This is a genomic window from Psychrobacter sp. ANT206, assembly GCF_056880555.1.
Genome location: NZ_CP096271.1, coordinates 178,903 through 198,568, shown reverse-complemented (window position 1 = coordinate 198,568; position 19,666 = coordinate 178,903). Strand labels below are relative to the sequence as shown.

Sequence of the window (19,666 nt, the reverse complement as noted above, 5' to 3'; positions counted from 1 at the left end):
GTAACTCGCACTCTTTAACCAATTTGTACGCTTGAAAACCGCTGGCTATGCCCAATTTAACGCTTGATAGCTATCTTAACGATGACGTTTTTTATGAGGGTGTTTTTTGTGGTACTCTTCTTAGCCTCATCTGATTTTATAATTGTTTATCTTGGCATAAAAATCTGAGCTATCATTTTTTGATACTTATTCTTAACATTTAGTGCTTTATAAAAAACCTCTTTTCAGAAGGATAATAACAATGACTCAATCTATCAATACGGCGGCATTGCCACAGTTTTCCCAATTATCTATCCAAGGCGAGGATGCCGAAAAATTTTTGCAAGGACAATTAACTTGTGATGTCACTAAGCTCGGTCTTAGCTATCAAGCCGCAGCCATTGGGAATTTAAAAGGTCGCATAGAATTCGGTATTTGGATTAAAAAACAAGCGGAAAAGCATTTTGACATGGTCATCAGTGCAGATTGCGCTGAGGCTTTCCAAGGACATTTAAAAAAATTCGGTGCCTTTTCAAAGTTTGATACTAGTGCCCCGACACCTATTTATCCTTGTGTTATTGATGAAGTGCCGACTTTTAGCCATCAGGACGACCACAATACATCTAAGAATATTCAAGCTTGGATGCAGTCTAGTATCGCAACTGGTAACTATTGGATAGTAGCGGCAACGCAAGGCGAATTCCAACCACAAGAGTTGCGTCTGCATCAGCGCGGCGGCATGGACTACGATAAAGGCTGTTATTTGGGTCAAGAAGTCATCGCCCGTATTTACTTTAAATCAGCGCCGAAAGCGTTTTTGCACTATGTAAAAGGAACAAATGTAAAAGGCTCAGGTACAACTCCTGCCGCTGGTGAAAAACTGGATAAAGTACAAGTCGTCAATGCGATTACTACTAGTGAAGGCTTTGAGGCATTGGTCGTGGCTCGTCCAGAACAGTTGGCTGAAAGTAATCTGACCATATTGGACTTACCATTGGCGCTACAAGCGGATGTTGCTCGCCCCAAGTAATACCAGATAACAACGCTCTCATCTAATTTCATCAATCGCAGCAGAGTAATCTATGACCCATATTGCGGTACTCGGAGCAGGCGTGGTGGGCGTGACCACCGCATGGTATCTCCGCCAAGCAGGCTATGATGTGACCGTGATTGAGCGTGAGTCAGCGGCAGGTATGCAAACCTCATTTGCCAATGGCGGACAGATATCAGTCTCGCATGCGACCCCTTGGGCAAATCCTACTGCACCGATAAAAGCACTCAAATGGTTGTTTCGCGAGGATGCACCGCTGCTTTATCGGTTGCGTGCGGATAAGGCGCAAATTAAATGGGCGATGCAGTTTTTGCAAGAGTGCCGCGCAGATCGTGCTGATGCCAATTTGGTGCAAATGGTACGTTTGGGATTGTACTCACGAGATGCTTTGCAGCAGCTGCGTGCTGATATTGGTATTGATTATGAACAGCAAACGCGCGGTATCATGCATTTTTATACCAATCAAGCGGAATTTGATGCTGCGATAGCGCCTACAGAGCGTATGCAGGCGCTTGGCTGCGAGCGTTATGTGATTGACATCAATAATGCCGTTAGTCTCGAGCCAGCACTCTACCCCATTGCCCATAAGCTCAAAGGCGCGACGTATACCAGCCATGATGAGTCAGGCAATGCCCATCTATTTACTCAGCGTTTAGCTGAACGCTGCGCTGAGGCTGGCGTTAAGTTTTTATACGACACTGAGATTTTAGCGATTAATGTGGATGCTGACTCTGCGCGTCCGCACGTACATAGCATTACCATTCGACCCAAAGGCGAAAATGCGCAAACCTTTAGTGCAGATAGCCATGTATTGGCGCTTGGTAGCCATAGCGTCGCTTTAATGAAACCTCTTCGTATGCATCTGCCTATTTTCCCTGCCAAAGGCTACTCAGCCACTTATCAAATCAACCCACGAGCACCCCATCTAGCACCCTTTGTCAGTCTCATTGATGATGAGTTTAAGCTGGTCACATCGCGTCTTAGTGATAAATTGCGAGTGGCAGGGACAGCAGAATTTAATGGCTACAACTTAGATTTGAATACCGTACGCTGTGAAGCCATTACTCGCCGCGTGCAGCAATTGTTTCCCAAAGGCATCATTGCCAACTCTGTACAATATTGGACAGGGTTACGACCAATGACACCATCAAATGTACCGTTAATAGGGCGCGCGCATATGGGTAAAGTCCGACATGGTAGTCGAAATATTGACGCCACTTTTGATAATTTATGGCTCAATACTGGTCATGGCACGCTTGGCTGGACGCATGCATGTGGTTCGGCTAAAGCGATTAGCTTACTAATACAAGGCGAGATACCTGAGGTTGATTTTGATTTTATCGGTATCTAGATTTAGTCTAAGACAAATTAATAAGGTAAATAAAAAGCGCTTATCATTATAAATAAGCGCTTTCGAGTCCAATCTTAACTATAGGACTGATTGTATTTATGCAGCGCTACCCGACTCGGCTTTTGAATTTGACGAAGAGTTCGAACTGTTTGACTCAGCAGTTTCTGAGAATCCAGCAGTTTCTGGGGATATAGTTCCTGCATGTATAGCTTCCAATTGCACAGGGACGCCATTTACAGCGGCATTACCGCTTAACTCATCAATCAACGTATCATCTGTCAGATCATTCACACTGACACCTGCATGCGCTTGGGCGATTTTTTGCTTAACGCCTTTACGGCCGTGACCAAAGCCATGCGGAATACTCACTACCCCCGCCATCAACTCATCAGTGATTTCTGCTGCAACAATCACGCTACCGACGCGCGAGGTGACTTTCACGTCTTGACCATCCTCAATACCATATTGCGCAGCAGTATCTGGATGCAGCATGAGCGTACAGCGCGGCTTACCTTTGACCAAGCGGTAGCTGTTATGCAGCCACGAATTATTACTGCGGACATGACGACGACCTATCAATAAAATCTCGCTGTCATCATAATTTTGCATCATCGCTTGCACGCGGGCAAGATCTGCTTGATAAAAATCGACATTCAGATGAATCTGCTTATCTTTATGCTTTAATGCTTGCGGCAGCATGGTTTTGAGCGGTCCTAGATCAAGACCATGAGCATTTTTCTTGAGCTTGTTCAGTGTCATGCCAGCATAAGGTCCACGCCGTAATCCCTGATCGAGTACGAATTTCGGTCCTATCCGCCTTATCAATAGCCGTTCGGCTTTGGTTGCTAAAGACGCTTTTTTATCCAAGCGCTTTGCCAGCTCTAGATAGATTTGCCAGTCATGCTTGGCGTCCTTATCTTTACGAAACAACGCTTTTGAATATTTAGCCACGTTATGTACGGCAAAATTATTAAAGGTAACGTCGTAATGGTCGCGCTCTAGCGGTGAGACTGGTGGCAAAATAATATTAGCATGGCGACTGGTTTCATTGACAAAATAATCAATGGCGACCATAAAATCTAACTGTTCAAAGGCTTGATCTAATTTTTCGCCATTGGGTGTACTCAAGACAGGATTACCTGCCACAGTCATAAAGCCTTTTAATTGCCCCTCACCTTCGATCAATATCTCATCACTCATGGCAACCACGGGATATTCACCATTAAAGTCAGGCAGCTTGCTGACACGACTATGACGCTTACCCAAATACCCCGGACCAGAATTATTCACCACATCGACTGCAGCATTCGGGAACATCAAACCGCCTACTTCATCTAAGCGCCCCGTCACGATATTAATAACCATAGACAAATACTGGCTTAATAAACCAAATTCCTGCACTGATATACCCATCCGACCATAGCAAACCGAGCTTTTTGCTTCACAAAATTCTGTGACCAGTCGCTTGATGTCGATGGCGGCTATGCCCGTAATAGCAGTAACTGACTCTGCACTATAGTCTTTGGCAAAATCTGCCAGTCGCTCTATTTCTGGCGCGAGTGCTGCTGCTCTATTATTGATACTTGCTTTATCAGCATAGCCTTGCAAATAAATCTCATTGAGCATCGCTAGTAGTAGCAACACGTCAGTCGCTGGACGAATAAAGTGATGCTCGCTTGCGATATCAGCGGTTTCAGTACGTCTTGGATCGATGACGATGACTTTGCCACCACGTGCTTTAATGTCTTTTAGTTTTTGGCGCATGTTTGGTGCTGTCATGATACTGCCATTAGACGCTAGCGGATTGCCACCGATGATGAGCATATACTGAGTACGATTGACATCAGGCACAGGAATACGCAGCATATGCCCAAATAAATGCATGCTAACGATATGGTGCGGTAGTTGATCGACCGAAGTGGCAGAGAAGCGACTGCGCGTTTTGAGGCTGTTTAGCAGATACTTAATCGTCAGCATGCCACCCAGATTGTGTACGTTGGGATTGCCCAAATAAACACCAAAAGCATTTTTGCCATGTTGTTTTTGCACTGCACCAATACCAGCTGCGACTTTATCTAACGCTTCAGTCCAGCTAATTTCTTTCCAGCCTTTAGCCGTTCTTTCAACAGGATGACGCAGGCGGTCAGGATCCTCATGCAAATCTTGCAAGGCAGTCGCTTTTGGGCAAATATACCCTTTAGAAAATGGATCGCTCTTATCCCCTTTAATCGATAAAACCTTTTTGCCATCGTGCTTTATCTCGATACCACACATTGCCTCACACAGAGTACAGGTTCTAAAATGCGTCTGCTCTTTGGATTTGATTTGTTCAGTCACCACGGTCACGCTCCCTGTTTTATATTGTCATTCTCAATAAATCGATACTGAATTCCTTTTTAAGACTGTGATTACTGACAGTCTATTCTCTACTATATCTCGCTGATGCTGTAACTCATAGCCAAATGTGTGCACTGTAGTTATGCACCTTAGTTACGTACCTCACTGACAAAATATCCTAATGATTACATAACTAGACTGCTCATAACATAGTCATGATTTTTTTTATAATTGAGCAACAGTATCAACATTGTCCATACAGACAAAGCATTTTGAAATTCATATATTAGTAGCACAAGTTAGCCATTGGCTATTTGTAATGTAGTTAAGTGTTTTAAAATACGCTATATAAGAAATAAGCTATTTAACAGCAATACTGTACTAGCAATAAGAATCATAAATAATAATTTGAATATTAAAGCGTGATGCAACCTGTTGATTTAACTTTTAAATAACAGCTACTGTAAAAGACGCAATAACTAAAACAAGGAAAATAGCAATGAATGAACATACTCTAAAAGGCGAGTGGAACCAAGTAAAAGGCTCAGCAAAGCAGAAATGGGCTGACCTTACTGATGACGATTTATTACATGTTGAAGGTAGCCGTGATAAGCTCGTTGGTAAAGTACAAGAGCGTTATGGTCATAGTAAAGATGACGCTGAGCGTGAAGTAGATGCATGGCGTACTGAAAATAAATACTAGTAAATAGTGATGCTTGTAACAAGAGTTAAGATAAAATGTTTATAGGCAGATTATTTAAACGAAAACCGCATTAGAAACTAATGCGGTTTTTTTATGCTCAGTGTATCAGCAAATGCTTATCAGGGACAAAACTCAAACCTCAGATACGATAAAACCGCATAGCAATTAATTGTTATGCGGTTTTATTGTTAACTATCCTTGTTACCCACCACAGCTCTAATCACTGCATCCTTGCAAGATATTGAGCATATTGTGACAGTTGGGCATCCTGCCCTTTTTACTACTAGTGGCATTATCTGCCTGCAACACGGGTTATGTGTCCTTAATCCAATTGCTATTATCATCCTGATGCTAGCCGTTGAAATATTATCCTTAATACGGTCAACTCAATCCTTGAGTCACATTCCCTTATGCCGTGTGTGTATAGTGTCAAATTATTGAGCTACTGTTAAGTCGCGTAAACGTCATTGCGTGTAAGCATATGCTTACATCAGTTTAAATCCAGAAGGTTAATAGGCTTAACCTTCTGATATTAATAGCTTTTAATATAAATATCTATTTTTAAGCTAGAAAAAACTAATACAGACCACTTAAGTATTAGCGATATTCGCTGTTCTAAGCAACACCTTAGTCACTCAAAGTATCGAATGCTTACGCAATTATTTGCAAAATTTACAACTTCTTAACACCAACGACACGTATTAATGAGCTTTAAGTCTTACTATGTGTATGTAAGAAAACATTTCAAGAATAACGGTAATTAAGAACAAACATCCATAGCTTATAAGCATATCTTGCGTATTATTCATGATTGTTAGCGTTATTCTGCATTATATATTGACAAAATTTTGCAACTGTATATAAGCACTTTTTAAGTCAACTTATATCTTAGGAGATTCCATCATGAAAACGTTAAAACCTTTCTCATTTAAAACTGTCCTTTCTGCCTCACTTGCATTTTCACTCGTCGGCGTTACTGCTGGCTGCGCTGTCGCCGGTCCAGGTTATGACAATTATCCGATATACAATGACAATAGCGGTTATAACCACGCTGAAAACAACCGTGCCATTCAGCAGCTGCGTCAGGATTTACGTCGTAAAGGTTATAACGTGATGGACATCAGAACAGAGAGCTACCGCGGTAACCGTGTGCTGACGGTTCTTGCTAAGAAAAATAATCAAGCGTATGAACTAAAATATAGCTCACCAGATCTCAGGCTGATCAGCTCGACCAAAAAACCTTGGTCTAATGTCTGGGATGATAAAAACGACTATAAAGATAATGGCAAATACAAAGATAAACATTATAAAAATGAAGATAGCATCAAAAACGAATCACGTTATCCAGCGATTAAACGCCGTGCTATCAATAAAGTTGAGGGTATGGGTTATCGAGTCAAAGATATCGAGTTTGAACAAAAGAACAATCGTGGCGTGTTTGAGATTGAAGCCAAACGTGGCTCACAAGAGTATGAGATTACACTTGGCTATCCAAACTTGAATGTAATCAAGATTAAAAAAGATTAATGTTAAAGCCATAGCATCCGAATAACATCTATTCGTTCTATTATTTATCAAATTTTGGCATCATTTAGTATTTGATGTCCGCGGTCAAATAAGCCAGCCCTTGGTTTATTTGACCATTTTTTATCTCTTTTTCTTATTTATCGTATACTATCTATTTATCGTCGTTTCATACGCAATTTTCATATCATTACTGAGATCATCTTATGAACATTAATTCTTTACTAAAAACCACAGCAGCGGGCAGTATGGCAGCAGTGCTATTAACGATAACCACAGGTTGTGTTACGACACCTGGATATAACCCTTATGGCGACCTTTATGAAGATATTTATAAAGACAGTAGCGTCTATAAGAAACATAAGGAAACCATCAATAACGTTGATAAAGATATTTACCGTCCTGCTATCGAGCAAAGAGCAGCAAATAAAGTCCGTAGCATGGGTTACCGTGTTGAAGATGTTAAATACAAAAAAGGCGACAACAAAATAAAAGTAAAAGCATACCGCGGTGGTGAAGATTATAAAATCGAGCTTAGCTATCCCGGCTATAATGTTTTAAAAATAAAAGAAGACTAATAGTCTGTTTTAAGAAGCATTGAAAACTGCGATCAAAAATCTAAGACTTCAATCACATCATAAGCAGGTGTTTCATAAGGGTGCGCCTGCTTTAATGCGATAATGACATCACCAATATTAACCTTAGCAACCACCATCTCTACCCGCCATTCATTGACTTTCTCTAAACTGTCCTGTGTACCAATATGTGGCGTGCTACCTACGAGTGGCATGAATTGCCCTATCCCCTGCACTTGCCAACAACACTGCTCATAATCGCCAATTTTGCCAGCACCTGCTGCAAATAGCGCCGACTTTACCTGTTCTAATACTGAGTCTGGTACAAAAACGGTAAGTTTATACATGTCTTAGCCTCATTAAATAGCAACCTTATTAAATTAATCGCCTCATCAAATACTTGAAAATTAAGTTAAAACTATAAAAAATTTTCTACTTTTTTGACAAAGAAGGGTGATCAGTCCATATATAACGCAGCAACCACTCTTTTGCGTCGCCAGCATAATCAATGCCGATACGGGGGCGTAATGATACTAGCGGCTGACAACCGTCATCCTCCACCCAAACTTTTGAAGCAGGCTTGATTGGCTTACCGTATAACGTTCTATCTATCTGTAAGCCCTTGGTCAGCTTGCCAGGACCTGCCAGCTGTTTGATATGATTAAGTTGTTTATTAACGTCTAATAATTGCTCATTCATTAAGCGAGCGCTACCCTCTATTAAAAATCCAGCACGTATTAAAACAGCTTCTGGCGACTCTGTTGGTCCACTGACCAAATTGAGCATATGATGAATACCATAAGTCAGGTATACATAAAAAACACCGCCTATATGGTACATAATCTCTGTACGCGGCGTACGTGTGCCTGCATGCGCATGACACGCAGCATCCCCCTCGCCAATATAGGCTTCTGTCTCTGAGATACGCATACGCAATATTTTTTGTTGACCATCGCTGTCTGTCAGCTCTCGACACAACACCTTGCCAATTAAGTCGGCAGCCACCACACAAGTGGGACGGGCAAACCAAGATGGCTCCAAAACACTCGATACAACTTGAGACGCTAACATCAGTCATAACCTTTTTATAAGGGTTTGTATTTACACTCTATTATCACAGCAGCATAAATTTAACATAAAAAGCCATCAAAGGCTGTCTGATAGCGACCACCATTACTTATTGCAACTGATGTTATACAGACAGTTAACTCAATATAATAGTAATCTTGATCCCAGATATACCACACTAAAAAACATAATTAAATTAAAAGGATATAACAATGAGTAACTCTAATAGCCAAGGCAATAAGCAGCAAAATGGTAGTGATAAAGCAGAAGACAAAAAAAATGATGTAAAAGACAACAACACTGCCAATGACACTAAAGATCAGAATACTGATAAAGGTTCTGACAGTAAGAATTCAAATAATAGCTCAGACAACAAAGACAACAAAGACAACAAAGACAACAAAGACAACAAAGACAACAAAGACAACAAAGACAACAAAGACAACAAAGACAACAAAGCATCAGATAAAGACGATAGTAAAGATAGTAAGTCTTCAGATAAAGATGCTAAAAGTAAGGGCGATAAAGACTCTTCTTTAGCTGATACTGCTACTACAAAGGCAAAAGAAGTGGTCGGTACATTAGCAGATAAAGCGGCAGATGCCATGGAGTTTGCTGCTAAGAAAATCAAAGACGCTCGTAAAGACAGCTAATAAATTTAAGTGCAAAAAAAACTGAGCCATGGCTCAGTTTTTTTATGTCTTGACGGTTTTAATTTTTCTACATTTAGCTCAGTGGTACACCGATACGGCTTGCCACTTCTTCATAAGCTTCGATGACATCACCTAATGACTGACGGAAGCGGTCTTTATCGAGCTTCTTCTTAGTGGCTTTATCCCAAATGCGGCAGCCATCTGGTGAGAACTCATCACCTAAGACGATACGGTCATGAAATACACCAAACTCTAGTTTGAAATCTACTAGTATCAAATCACCAGCATCAAACAGCGCTGTCAAAACTTCATTTACTTGATGACTCAGCTCTTTCATTTTAACAAGCTGTGCGTCATTTGCCCAGCCAAGAGAAATTGAGATTGACTCATTAACCATCGGATCGCCAAGCGCATCATCTTTATAGAATAGCTCGTAAGTCGGTGGCGTCAAAGCCTGACCTTCTTCCAACCCTAAACGACGTACCAAACTGCCCGCAGCAAAGTTACGCACAACGCATTCAACCGGAATCATATCCAAACGCTTGACCAACACTTCATCATCAGACAATTGCTTTTCAAAATGCGTCTCGATACCAGCGTCAGCAAGCTTTTGCATAATAAACGCGTTAAAGCGATTATTAACCACGCCTTTGCGTGCAAGCTGTTCGATACGCTTACCATCAAGCGCTGAGGTGTCATCACGGAAATGTAAAATCAGCAGGTCGTTGTCTTCTGTTTCATAAACAGATTTGGCTTTGCCTTTATAGAGCAGTTCTTGCTTTTGCATTAGGAGGTTTCCTGTTCGTTCAAGCTTATGTGGTAAAAACGCGCAGCGACCGCTGATAACTTATAAAACCAATGAGATACATTGGTATTGATAAAAGCATCAGCGGCATAGATAAGGTTAAAAAAGACTTTATTCAGTACGACTCGCAACAGCGCGTTGCGGTTTTGGTAGCTGGTACTGTTTACCAGACTCGTTCTGTAATGTGAGCGTATTGGCGCCTGCATTAGGGGTTGGGTAAAGCGGTACAAAGGGTGCAGTCTCTTGAGCAGCTGGCAGCTGTAGCGACGCCAACTTTTTACTTTGCTGATACTCTAGGCTACCATTGTCACGCTTACCAATAAATTCTTTTGTCGCTTGGCAGCCGCTTAATACTAACGTACTACCCAACAGGACCGTCATTACAGCAGGGAATATTTTTGCAGTCATTGATGATACTTTCATCATATTATCTCTCTGAGTTAGCATTTACACGCATCATTTTATAATAAGTTTGCACGAACCAAAGCACTATCAATCGTCGCGTGATGTTGCTCGGCTAGCCATACTAGCGGCAGGCGAATACCTTGATCTATCATACCCATTTTGTGCAAAGCATACTTGGCTGGAATAGGGCTTGATTCGATAAACAAGTCACGATGTAAATGTTTAACGATATCATGTACTTGACTTGCGGTATCGAAATCACCGCGCAAGGCTGCTGTAAAAGTTTCACTCATCGCTTTTGGTGCGACGTTGGCAGTCACAGAGATATTCCCTTTACCACCAAATTTCATCAGCTCAAGGGCACTACCATCATCACCAGACAAGACAACAAGACGATCGCCCACTGCTTTTATTAATTGCTCACCACGAGCAACAGAACCTGTCGCGTCTTTGATAGCAACGATATTATCGATATCCGCTAAACGCTCGACTGTTTCTTGCGCGATATCAACGACGGTGCGTCCAGGGACGTTATACAGCATTTGCGGGATATTAACAGCTTCAGCAATGGCTTTGTAATGTTGATATAAGCCTTCTTGTGGCGGCTTATTATAATAAGGGGCGACCAATAATGCACAATCTGCACCAGCATCTGCGGCATCTTGGGTCAGCTTAATGGCTTCCACCGTATTGTTCGCACCAGTACCTGCAATCACCGGCACACGACCTTTAACATGCTGTACAAAATAGCGAATGACATCGCTGTGCTCTTGCATTGACAAGGTTGCAGATTCGCCAGTCGTACCAACAGCGACAAGGCAATGTGTGCCTTGTTCAATCTGCCAATCTATGAGGTCTGCCAGACGTTTATAATCGACCGTGCCGTCACGAAGCATGGGCGTTATCAAAGCTACCATTGAGCCTTGTAGTCGGGTTTTAATATCGTCGTATGCTGTGCTCATAACTGTGCCTTACTCTCGTATCCTAGCTTTGACTAAAGCTATCACATGATAGGTCGTTTGCAAGTACCAATGCATATTTTGAAGTATTCATTGTCAAATAGCTGCATGGATACTATAAATAATATGCATGCTCATAAACATCATTGGTAAGATCTTGCTCGAGGTTAATACTGAATGTTTGTATGTCTTATACCGTCCTTGACGCCATTTTATCTGACATTAATAGGATGATTATCTCGCTATAAAAACGCCTGCTAGTGTAGCATATTTTGGATTGACCGCTATTAATCAATTAATGCCAAAGCAAGCCATTCTGAAAATAATTGCCCAGTTGCTTCAATCTCATTGCGCCATTAATAGACAGTGAGATTGAGGACGTTTAGTTTTAAACCAAACCGTCAGTTTAGCGTAATTGCCAAGGGTCGATAAAATCTTTTTAAGCCTTTTAACCAATCGTCAACACATCGTTGGCTAGCCGATACAAGCAAACAAACGCTTATGTCCTTTTGTGCCACAAGTAATAGCAATATCTTTAACTACTCTATCCGTAATCCGATAATACCGGGGATACCTTGACGCATAACTTCGATCGTCACCACTCCCTTTTTAGGCAATACCGACACCGCACTCGAAACATCATTAACGGTTTTAATCGGTTTTTGATGTAGGTTGGTAATGATATCGCCTGCTAATATACCTGAGCGTGCTGCCAATCCAGTTGGTTCAATCGCTGTGACCAAGACACCAGTTTTATTATCAGACGCCAGCTCTGCTTGTTCCTCTGGGGTCAAATTACGTAAGGCTAAGCCCAGACTTATCTCGTTATTTTGCTGACCACGGCTTTGTGATTGCATGTCATTTGAGGCATCACTCAGCTTGCCAGTGACAAGCGATTGCTTACCATTACGCTGGATTTGCATGCGAAAGCCATCATTGGGACGCGCGCGATTGATCAGGTTCAATAAATCAGAGGCTTCCATAATTTGGACATCATTGTAGCGTAAAATAATATCCCCTGATTTTAGTCCTGCTTTTTGGGCAGGTGAATCAGGCGACACGCGTGTCAGTAACGCCCCTTGCGGACGCGCTAGGTTATAGGCTTCGGCGAGATTGCGATCGATATCTTGCGGATAAATACCTAAATAAGCACGCTCAACCTTGCCATTGGTTTTGAGCTGCTCATAAACATCCATTGCCGCATCAATCGGGATGGAGAACGACAATCCCATATAACCACCGGTGCCACTAAAAATACGTGAGTTAATGCCAATCACTTCACCGCGCTGGTTAAATAAAGGTCCGCCTGAGTTACCAGGATTCAATGCCACATCGGTTTGAATAAATGGCACACTGGTTTCACGCGAAAAGTTACGTGATTTGGCGCTGACAATACCTGCTGATGCTGAATAATCGAAACCAAATGGCGAGCCAATGGCCAGTACTGGTTCACCGACTTTTAGGCTATTAGAATCACCAATCGGTAGCGCTGGGAATTTTTTGCCTGTGACCTTTAATACTGCCACATCCGAGCGCTCATCGCTGCCAACTAAGGTCGCATCCAGCTCAGTTCTGTCATTGAGAGTCACTGTAATTTTGTCTGCGCCCGCCACTACATGGTGATTGGTCAGCATATAACCATCATCGGTCACAAAAAACCCCGTGCCATACGCATGCTCAATCGCTGGTGTCGCAGCTTGATCAGGGATACGTAGGCGATCACCAAAGAATTTCCGTAACAGCTCAGCCGTTTGGGCTTTTGCAAGCTCAGCCTCACTCACAGTTTTGGTCACATTGACGCGTGCCACCGCTGGCGTGACTTGCTGTACCAATCCTGAAAAATCCGCTGTGGTGACAGCTGCTTGCGCACTTGGCATAGTGTTGAGATTAATACCAACAACCATGGTAGTAGCGACAGCGATTGCCAAGGTGCTGCGTTGAAGCAAGCGCTGCATAGTAGCTATGGTGATTTTCGATTTAGATATGTCGATTAGCATCTTATCCCTCATCCAAGTGATTTTTATAATTTTTGTGAGTGGCTATGCTATTAACTTATAGCACGGCTTGGCATTTTAATTCATGATTAATAAATAGTACTTTCATCTTAGTTTATAGAGTATTTTTGCTGACTGCAGCTTAGTTTGTCATCTATCTCAATACGGTAAGTTAACTTGAATATGCTAATTGCACTATACGCTAAACCACACACTGCAAACTCAGAATCATCTGAATACGATTATTACTTGCGACGTCACTTAAGGACTTCATCGAGCTATCATGCTAGCTATTAGAATCACTGATCAACCATAGCTAGTGAACAACATCGTTGCAGCATTCAGTCGCTAGTTCATAACCAAAATGACTTATGCTGTCTGTCTTTTTAAGAGTCTTGTAACGCTTTGGGTGACAGTGAGCACTCAGTTATATAAAATAAAATCATGGTATGATAACCAGTAAAAAACATTTAAAACAAACAAAAGTTAGCGCTGAAACTTATTAATGCTTCATTGTTTAAATTGGCTATTATTTTACCGTATCTTCTCTCTTTTGCGCTTCTGGCTATTAGATCTTATATTCTAAAGCCCCACGACTTTACCTAGAAGCGTATTCATCTTTGCTATTATTCTGTGTTTGCTACTATATAGTATACATGACTCATGCTGTGACTCTTGCGGTAACTGTCGATAGCGATTTTTGATGATGATGTGAATGAATCATGAACTAAAAAACTGTCTATGCTAAATGCTATAGCCTCGAATCGCTCTACAGCATGACTATATTATTATAAAAGGATTAATTTATGGATACCGCCCTATTGTTATCCGGCGTGGTTGGGATTGGCATTGCCGCCCAATGGTTGGCTTGGTATTTAAAGCAACCGTCCATTTTGTTTTTATTACTGATTGGTATTATAGTTGGTCCAGTATTAGGGGTTTTCGATCCTGACTTAGTACTCGGCGAACTGATGTTTCCCTTTATCTCACTAGGCGTAGCGATTATCTTATTTGAAGGATCGCTGACCTTAGAGTTTGAAGAGATTAAACAACACGGCTCTGTAGTACAGATGCTGGTTTCCGTCGGTGTGCTAATCACTATCGCTATCGTGTCGCTGTCGACGTACTTGCTCTTTGATATCGACCCGATTATTGCCTTATTGTTTGGGGCATTGGTCTGCGTGACTGGTCCAACGGTCATCATGCCGTTACTGCGCAGTGTACGACCCAATAAAACCATCTCCAATATCTTAAAATGGGAAGGTATCATTATCGACCCTATCGGCGCGATTGCGGTGGTACTGGTCTATGAATATATTATCTCAGGTGGTGAAGCCAGTAGTATTTTGCTGTTTGCTAAGATTGTGGTATTGGCAGTAGCAATGGGGCTAGCTGGCGCGTGGGCATTAGCATTTTTGATGCGTCGCCATATGATTCCTGAATTTTTACGCAATGTTTTTACCCTTGCTTTTGTACTGGTGTTGTTTTCAATCTCCAACCATCTGGAACATGAATCCGGTTTATTGACGGTGACTGTACTTGGGGTTGCGCTGGCTAATTGGCCAAAATTCCCACGTGATACGATTTTAGAGTTTAATGAATCGCTTACAATCTTATTGGTGTCGGTCTTATTCATTATTCTTGCAGCGCGTGTTGAGCTGGAAAGCTTATTGAGCGTCGGCTTTGCAGGTCTAGTGCTACTAGCGATTGTAATGTTTGTCGCCCGCCCCCTATCGGTTTGGGTATCATCTATCGGCTCTAACCTAAAGACCAAAGAAAAGCTGATGATCAGCTGGATTGGTCCGCGCGGTATCGTTGCTGCTGCCATCTCATCACTCTTTGCCATTCGTTTACAAGAGTATGATATTCAAGGGGTTGAGCTACTGGTGCCTTTGGTGTTTTTGGTCATTATTGGTACGGTGATGATTCAGGGTTTGGGCGCAAAAATGGTAGGGAACTTTTTGGGTGTCCGTGAGCCTGAAACCAACGGTATCTTGGTCGTTGGCTCAAACCCTGTCGCTTTGTTGGTTGCTACTTCGTTAAAGGATCAGGGCTTTGATGTCATCGTTGCTCATAATAACTATACCAACATCGCTAGCGCGCGCATGAGTGGCTTGCGTACTTACTTTGGCAATCCTGTCTCTGACCACGCTGACCATCATTTGGATCTCATCGGTATCGGACGTTTATTTGCCATGAGTATGGATAAAGAGCTGAATACTTTATCCGAGATTCACTATCGTCATGAGTTCGGTGAGCGCAAACTGTACCGCTTAAAGTTTAGCGATGAAAAAGTCAAAAGTGAGCGCGATGACAAGCAAGGAAACTTCCATTCGCAGTGGCTATTTGGCAAAGATGTGACCTATACCAAGCTTGCCAGTATGCTGTCCAAGAAAGCCCGTATTAAAATCACCAATATCACCGACAGCTATAGCTTTGAGCAATATAAAGCCGATAATAAGCAATTTGTGCCGCTTTATACGGTCGATAAAGAAGGCAAGCTACATGTAATTACTGACAAATTCGATGGTACGGTGCCGCGTGATCGCAAGCTTGTTTCATTGGTCGTCGATGATGACGTACAGCCAAAACCGGTCGATGTGACGCCGCAACAAGAGCAAGCGCGCGCTGCAGCTGACGCAAGCTTTGAGTCCGACTCTAAAGCGCCTGAAAAACGCCAAGAAATAGAGCTGGCGGACGATGATAGTGATGTAGAGGAAGCATCTTTGATAGATAACGACAAAGACGCTGAACAAAATCTACCTAATGATGTGTCAGCTGATGCTAGCTTAGCGTCTAATCCATCTTCAACCATGCCAACAGCATTAAATGATGAAGCAGCTAACGAAAAAATAGCAACATCTGAATCTGCCAGTACTAGTCAGGTCAATCCCGAAGTATTGCCTGCGAATCCCAATACGCCAATAATACCGAAAACAGCAAGCAGTAATAAAAACAGTGGTAACGGTAATGGCAGTGCGCCTAAAAATAAAAACGGCTCTCTAGACCCCAACCGTCTACCGGACTCAGGCCAAGATAAAGCGGCCAAGAGTAATACTGCTGAAGTTATATTAAATAAAGATATAGGTAAAAATGATTGAGATAATGGTCATATAGATAAAACCTAAATAAACAACGCTTAAATAGTGTTTATTAAATGCCTATCAATGAACAAAGCCCCAACTAGTTAGTTGGGGCTTTTTATTGGAGCAAGCTTATTTCTTTATGAAAATGTCTATTAAATATCCAACTTCTCTTCGATCGTCAGCCATATTCGTGCGCCGACCTCATTAGCGCTGCCTGAGGCATCAATACGCTGGATACGTTCAGGCTGCTCGCTAGCAAGGACACTAAAACCTTGATGTACTCTGGTAAAAAATTCCGTCGCTTGTTGTTCAAAGCGGTCAGCGGCACTGCGTTTATTAGCACGTGCCATGCCTTCTAATACTGGTAGATCTAGCCACAGTGTAAGCTCGGGTAATTGCACCACAAACTGCTCGATAAGCATGTCAATTTTGGCACGGACAATCGCATCGCCATCTGCACGTCCAAAGCCTTGATAAGCCACTGTTGAGTCGGTAAAGCGGTCACATATTACCCATGTACCACGTTGCAGCGCTGGCAAAATGACTTGCTGCATATGATCACAGCGCGCAGCAAACATGAGTAGTAACTCTGTATCATCATTGATAGCGGTATTCGGGTCTAACAATATCTCGCGCAAGCGTTCAGCAAACGGACTACCACCCGGCTCACGGGTGCGCAGATAATCAATGCCGCGCGCTTGCAGACGTACACATAGTTGCTCAATCGCCGTGGTTTTACCAACGCCTTCAGTGCCCTCAAAACTAATAAAACGCCCTTGAGTGGGCGTAGGGGTGGTTTGAGAAAACGGCGCTTGTATGGATGCTGACATGATATGACCTTATGTCATTGTTGAGCGTTATCATTACTTTTATTTTTATAACGATAATGCTCAATAAATGATGGTTTTTTAAAGCAATATAAATAGCAACATAAAATAGTGTTACTGCGGCGGCGTTTGAGCTTTCTTCTCACGCATGACACCGAGATACTCTTTAACTGCTTGATTATGCTCAGCTAGGCTATTGGTAAATTTATGCCCACCGTTGCCTGTCGCCACAAAATATAGCGCTGCGCTATCGGCAGGATGTAAGGTTGCTTCGATAGAAGCCGCTGACGGCAGTGCAATGGGTGTCGGCGGCAAACCATCGATTTGATAAGTGTTATAGCCTGTTTTTTCATCGATGTCTTTACGGCGAATATTGCCTTCATAGCGGCTGCCCATACCATAGATAATGGTAGGATCCGTCTGCATACGCATATTTTTGTTCAAGCGATTATTAAAGACGGCTGAGACCAAAGGACGCTCTGCTGCCACACTGGTTTCTTTTTCGATAATAGATGCCATTACCAGTGCCTCATAAGGAGTCTGATAAGGGAGATTTGGCGCACGGTTTTCCCATGCCTTGGTCAGCGCTTGCTGTTGGCGTTTGTACAAGTCGGTCAATACCTTCTTGTCGGTAGTGCCTTCCCCATAATAATAAGTATCAGGGGCAAACCAGCCCTCAAGATTGTGATTGACAATAGGATCATTACTATTGGCAACTGCATCCGGCAATATGCCAACCAAATCTAACGCTTCTGCGATGCTAGCATTCGTACTGTCAGCGGTCAGCACTTCTTTTTTGATGCCTTTGTTATCACGTAGCGCCTGATACAAATCTTTTGAGGTTTTGCCCTCGATAATTTGTACTTTAACCATCGCCGCTTTTACCCCTTGCCCAAGCACGTGTAGCGCTTCAGCAATAGTGGGGTTTTCCGGTAATTGGTAAATACCTGCGTGCAATGGACCATCGACTTGCGTTTTCATATAAAGCTTGGCAATCGTGGCAGAAAATAGCGGAATTTCCTGTTGCCACTGCGGTAGCAACCCGTAATAGGTCTGACCCTTTTCAATCGTCACCATTTGCTGCGGCTGTTCAATCCGACCAAATAAGGTCTGATAAACCATGACTAAGAAAAATGCAGCAATTAACCCGAGTACCAACAACACTTGATAACCGCGCTGCATAAAGAATGAAGGGTTATCGGCTTTATAATGACGTGGTTTATTATTACCACTTATGAGCGAGACATCTGTAGGCGGAACTTCCTCTACACCTGTCTCATCGACTGGCTTTGAATTCAAAGGTACCCCGTCGATACGCTCGTCAGCAGTACCTTTTTGGTCATTCGATAGCGTATCATCAGGACGTTCAGGAGGCGTTTCAGGGGTTGGCGTGCTCATGGTCACTCGCGAGGCAGAAGTTTGCTAGAATTTAGCACTGAACCGCTTATTTTTCAATGGGATTTGCTTAGCTTATCCATTAACTTAGCGTTTAAGCTCATTTATATGGCTTAATACTCATATCGCTTATTTATCACTTCAAATCTTTCCTTTAATAAGAAAACGGGCTATGAACCTAAATTTTAATCAAAGTCTTGCCAAAAAATATAAATCTGAACCTCAAAAAATTCGTGTGCTTAGCGAAGATTGGGTAGCTAAGCAAAGTTATTGTCCTAATTGTAATGCCGAACCATTGGCTGCATTTACGAACGGCAAACCTGTCGCTGACTTTTATTGTGCAAACTGTGATGAGCAATACGAATTAAAAAGTAAGAAGGCTAAATTAAGTAACATTATTAATGATGGCGCTTATGCCACCATGATTGAACGTATCAATAGCAAGGATAATCCCAGCTTTTTCTTTTTGACCTACTCTCAAGAATATAGGGTTAATAACTTCTTAATCATTCCCAAACAATTCTTCAAGCCCGACATGATTATAAAACGCAAACCGTTATCCGTTACTGCCAAACGTGCGGGCTGGGTTGGCTGTAATATTGACTTGCGTAAAGTGCCCGAATCAGGAAAAGTATTTTTAGTCAAAGACCAGCAAGTCATACCACGAGATAATGTCACTGAGCAATTTCAAAAAACCTTGTTTTTACGTACACAATCTATCGCCTCACGCGGCTGGACACTAGATGTATTGCAATGTATTGATAAGCTAGAAGCTAATTTCTCTCTCAATCAGGTTTATGCGTTTGCCGACTTATTAAAGCTTAAACATCCTGAAAACAACCACATTAAAGATAAAATCCGTCAGCAATTACAAATATTACGCGATAGAGGCATTATTAAGTTTTTGGGTCGTGGTCATTATCAAAAATTATATTAAACGCTTTTCGTTATAAC

17 protein-coding genes are annotated in these 19,666 nt (G+C 42.2%); 8 read left to right on the top strand and 9 right to left on the bottom strand.

The window, feature by feature from the left end; genetic code table 11:
- Nucleotides 1-241: 241 nt before the first annotated feature.
- Together ygfZ and M0221_RS00835 are read left to right on the top strand one after the other, a co-directional pair.
- Entirely contained in the window at nucleotides 242-1,009 is a 768-nt protein-coding gene (gene ygfZ, locus M0221_RS00840; protein ID WP_483284073.1) for a CAF17-like 4Fe-4S cluster assembly/insertion protein YgfZ, read from the top strand.
- A gap of 52 nt (nucleotides 1,010-1,061) precedes the next feature.
- Nucleotides 1,062-2,381 (top strand): D-amino acid dehydrogenase, encoded by a 1,320-nt coding sequence (locus M0221_RS00835; protein WP_020442540.1) that lies wholly within the window; start codon nucleotides 1,062-1,064, stop codon nucleotides 2,379-2,381.
- 96 nt (nucleotides 2,382-2,477) lie between these two features.
- On the opposite strand, the gene M0221_RS00830 is transcribed toward M0221_RS00835, so the two are convergent.
- Nucleotides 2,478-4,721 (bottom strand): molybdopterin oxidoreductase family protein, encoded by a 2,244-nt coding sequence (locus M0221_RS00830; RefSeq protein ID WP_020442539.1) that lies wholly within the window; start codon nucleotides 4,719-4,721, stop codon nucleotides 2,478-2,480.
- A gap of 496 nt (nucleotides 4,722-5,217) precedes the next feature.
- Between M0221_RS00830 and M0221_RS00825 the strand changes: the two genes are divergently transcribed.
- From M0221_RS00825 to M0221_RS00815, 3 genes are all read left to right on the top strand, one after another.
- Nucleotides 5,218-5,421: a CsbD family protein gene (locus tag M0221_RS00825; protein WP_011512540.1), complete on the top strand. Its 204-nt coding sequence runs from the start codon at nucleotides 5,218-5,220 to the stop codon at nucleotides 5,419-5,421.
- Nucleotides 5,422-6,324: 903 nt separating this feature from the next.
- The gene (locus M0221_RS00820; protein ID WP_020442538.1) at nucleotides 6,325-6,948 is read left to right on the top strand and encodes a hypothetical protein; all 624 of its coding nucleotides are present in this window, start codon (nucleotides 6,325-6,327) and stop codon (nucleotides 6,946-6,948) included.
- A gap of 203 nt (nucleotides 6,949-7,151) precedes the next feature.
- Nucleotides 7,152-7,523 carry a hypothetical protein gene (locus tag M0221_RS00815; protein ID WP_149408985.1) on the top strand — a complete coding sequence of 124 codons (372 nt, stop codon included), beginning with the start codon at nucleotides 7,152-7,154 and terminating at the stop codon, nucleotides 7,521-7,523.
- Nucleotides 7,524-7,555: 32 nt separating this feature from the next.
- Here the strand turns inward: M0221_RS00815 and M0221_RS00810 are convergent, their stop codons facing one another.
- Together M0221_RS00810 and M0221_RS00805 are read right to left on the bottom strand one after the other, a co-directional pair.
- Nucleotides 7,556-7,867 (bottom strand): YqfO family protein, encoded by a 312-nt coding sequence (locus tag M0221_RS00810; protein ID WP_149492409.1) that lies wholly within the window; start codon nucleotides 7,865-7,867, stop codon nucleotides 7,556-7,558.
- An 85-nt stretch (nucleotides 7,868-7,952) separates the two neighbouring features.
- Nucleotides 7,953-8,591 (bottom strand): DNA-3-methyladenine glycosylase, encoded by a 639-nt coding sequence (locus M0221_RS00805; protein WP_483284072.1) that lies wholly within the window; start codon nucleotides 8,589-8,591, stop codon nucleotides 7,953-7,955.
- A gap of 209 nt (nucleotides 8,592-8,800) precedes the next feature.
- Between M0221_RS00805 and M0221_RS00800 the strand changes: the two genes are divergently transcribed.
- Nucleotides 8,801-9,241 (top strand): hypothetical protein, encoded by a 441-nt coding sequence (locus tag M0221_RS00800; RefSeq protein WP_483284071.1) that lies wholly within the window; start codon nucleotides 8,801-8,803, stop codon nucleotides 9,239-9,241.
- A gap of 73 nt (nucleotides 9,242-9,314) precedes the next feature.
- On the opposite strand, the gene purC is transcribed toward M0221_RS00800, so the two are convergent.
- From purC to M0221_RS00780, 4 genes are all read right to left on the bottom strand, one after another.
- Entirely contained in the window at nucleotides 9,315-10,028 is a 714-nt protein-coding gene (purC, locus tag M0221_RS00795) for a phosphoribosylaminoimidazolesuccinocarboxamide synthase (RefSeq protein ID WP_011512534.1), read from the bottom strand.
- Nucleotides 10,029-10,157: 129 nt separating this feature from the next.
- Nucleotides 10,158-10,493 carry a hypothetical protein gene (locus tag M0221_RS00790; protein WP_483284070.1) on the bottom strand — a complete coding sequence of 112 codons (336 nt, stop codon included), beginning with the start codon at nucleotides 10,491-10,493 and terminating at the stop codon, nucleotides 10,158-10,160.
- Between the two features lie 14 nt (nucleotides 10,494-10,507).
- Complete coding sequence (dapA, locus tag M0221_RS00785; RefSeq protein ID WP_011512532.1) at nucleotides 10,508-11,413, bottom strand: 4-hydroxy-tetrahydrodipicolinate synthase; 906 nt, start codon at nucleotides 11,411-11,413, stop codon at nucleotides 10,508-10,510.
- Nucleotides 11,414-11,949: 536 nt separating this feature from the next.
- Nucleotides 11,950-13,407 carry a Do family serine endopeptidase gene (locus M0221_RS00780; RefSeq protein WP_149408991.1) on the bottom strand — a complete coding sequence of 486 codons (1,458 nt, stop codon included), beginning with the start codon at nucleotides 13,405-13,407 and terminating at the stop codon, nucleotides 11,950-11,952.
- A gap of 803 nt (nucleotides 13,408-14,210) precedes the next feature.
- Here M0221_RS00780 and M0221_RS00775 point away from each other — a divergent pair.
- Nucleotides 14,211-16,505, top strand: a complete 2,295-nt coding sequence (locus M0221_RS00775) for a cation:proton antiporter (RefSeq protein ID WP_483284069.1) — start codon at nucleotides 14,211-14,213, stop codon at nucleotides 16,503-16,505.
- Between the two features lie 137 nt (nucleotides 16,506-16,642).
- Here M0221_RS00775 and tmk read toward each other — a convergent pair whose 3' ends face one another.
- Both tmk and mltG read right to left on the bottom strand, forming a co-directional pair.
- The gene (tmk, locus tag M0221_RS00770; protein ID WP_483284068.1) at nucleotides 16,643-17,320 is read right to left on the bottom strand and encodes a dTMP kinase; all 678 of its coding nucleotides are present in this window, start codon (nucleotides 17,318-17,320) and stop codon (nucleotides 16,643-16,645) included.
- A 111-nt stretch (nucleotides 17,321-17,431) separates the two neighbouring features.
- Nucleotides 17,432-18,715, bottom strand: coding sequence for an endolytic transglycosylase MltG (gene mltG / locus M0221_RS00765; protein ID WP_483284067.1), 1,284 nt, complete (start codon nucleotides 18,713-18,715; stop codon nucleotides 17,432-17,434).
- Nucleotides 18,716-18,884: 169 nt separating this feature from the next.
- Here mltG and M0221_RS00760 point away from each other — a divergent pair, with 169 nt between their 5' ends.
- The gene (locus M0221_RS00760; protein WP_483284066.1) at nucleotides 18,885-19,649 is read left to right on the top strand and encodes a DpnI domain-containing protein; all 765 of its coding nucleotides are present in this window, start codon (nucleotides 18,885-18,887) and stop codon (nucleotides 19,647-19,649) included.
- Nucleotides 19,650-19,666 lie beyond the last annotated feature (17 nt).

Coding starts and splice junctions, on each gene's coding strand:
- ygfZ (WP_483284073.1), top strand. CDS start 242: ATGACTCAATCTATCAATACGGCGGCATTGCCACAGTTTTCCCAATTA.
- M0221_RS00835 (WP_020442540.1), top strand. CDS start 1,062: ATGACCCATATTGCGGTACTCGGAGCAGGCGTGGTGGGCGTGACCACC.
- M0221_RS00825 (WP_011512540.1), top strand. CDS start 5,218: ATGAATGAACATACTCTAAAAGGCGAGTGGAACCAAGTAAAAGGCTCA.
- M0221_RS00820 (WP_020442538.1), top strand. CDS start 6,325: ATGAAAACGTTAAAACCTTTCTCATTTAAAACTGTCCTTTCTGCCTCA.
- M0221_RS00815 (WP_149408985.1), top strand. CDS start 7,152: ATGAACATTAATTCTTTACTAAAAACCACAGCAGCGGGCAGTATGGCA.
- M0221_RS00810 (WP_149492409.1), bottom strand. CDS start 7,867: ATGTATAAACTTACCGTTTTTGTACCAGACTCAGTATTAGAACAGGTA.
- M0221_RS00805 (WP_483284072.1), bottom strand. CDS start 8,591: ATGTTAGCGTCTCAAGTTGTATCGAGTGTTTTGGAGCCATCTTGGTTT.
- M0221_RS00800 (WP_483284071.1), top strand. CDS start 8,801: ATGAGTAACTCTAATAGCCAAGGCAATAAGCAGCAAAATGGTAGTGAT.
- purC (WP_011512534.1), bottom strand. CDS start 10,028: ATGCAAAAGCAAGAACTGCTCTATAAAGGCAAAGCCAAATCTGTTTAT.
- M0221_RS00790 (WP_483284070.1), bottom strand. CDS start 10,493: ATGCTAACTCAGAGAGATAATATGATGAAAGTATCATCAATGACTGCA.
- dapA (WP_011512532.1), bottom strand. CDS start 11,413: ATGAGCACAGCATACGACGATATTAAAACCCGACTACAAGGCTCAATG.
- M0221_RS00780 (WP_149408991.1), bottom strand. CDS start 13,407: ATGCTAATCGACATATCTAAATCGAAAATCACCATAGCTACTATGCAG.
- M0221_RS00775 (WP_483284069.1), top strand. CDS start 14,211: ATGGATACCGCCCTATTGTTATCCGGCGTGGTTGGGATTGGCATTGCC.
- tmk (WP_483284068.1), bottom strand. CDS start 17,320: ATGTCAGCATCCATACAAGCGCCGTTTTCTCAAACCACCCCTACGCCC.
- mltG (WP_483284067.1), bottom strand. CDS start 18,715: ATGAGCACGCCAACCCCTGAAACGCCTCCTGAACGTCCTGATGATACG.
- M0221_RS00760 (WP_483284066.1), top strand. CDS start 18,885: ATGAACCTAAATTTTAATCAAAGTCTTGCCAAAAAATATAAATCTGAA.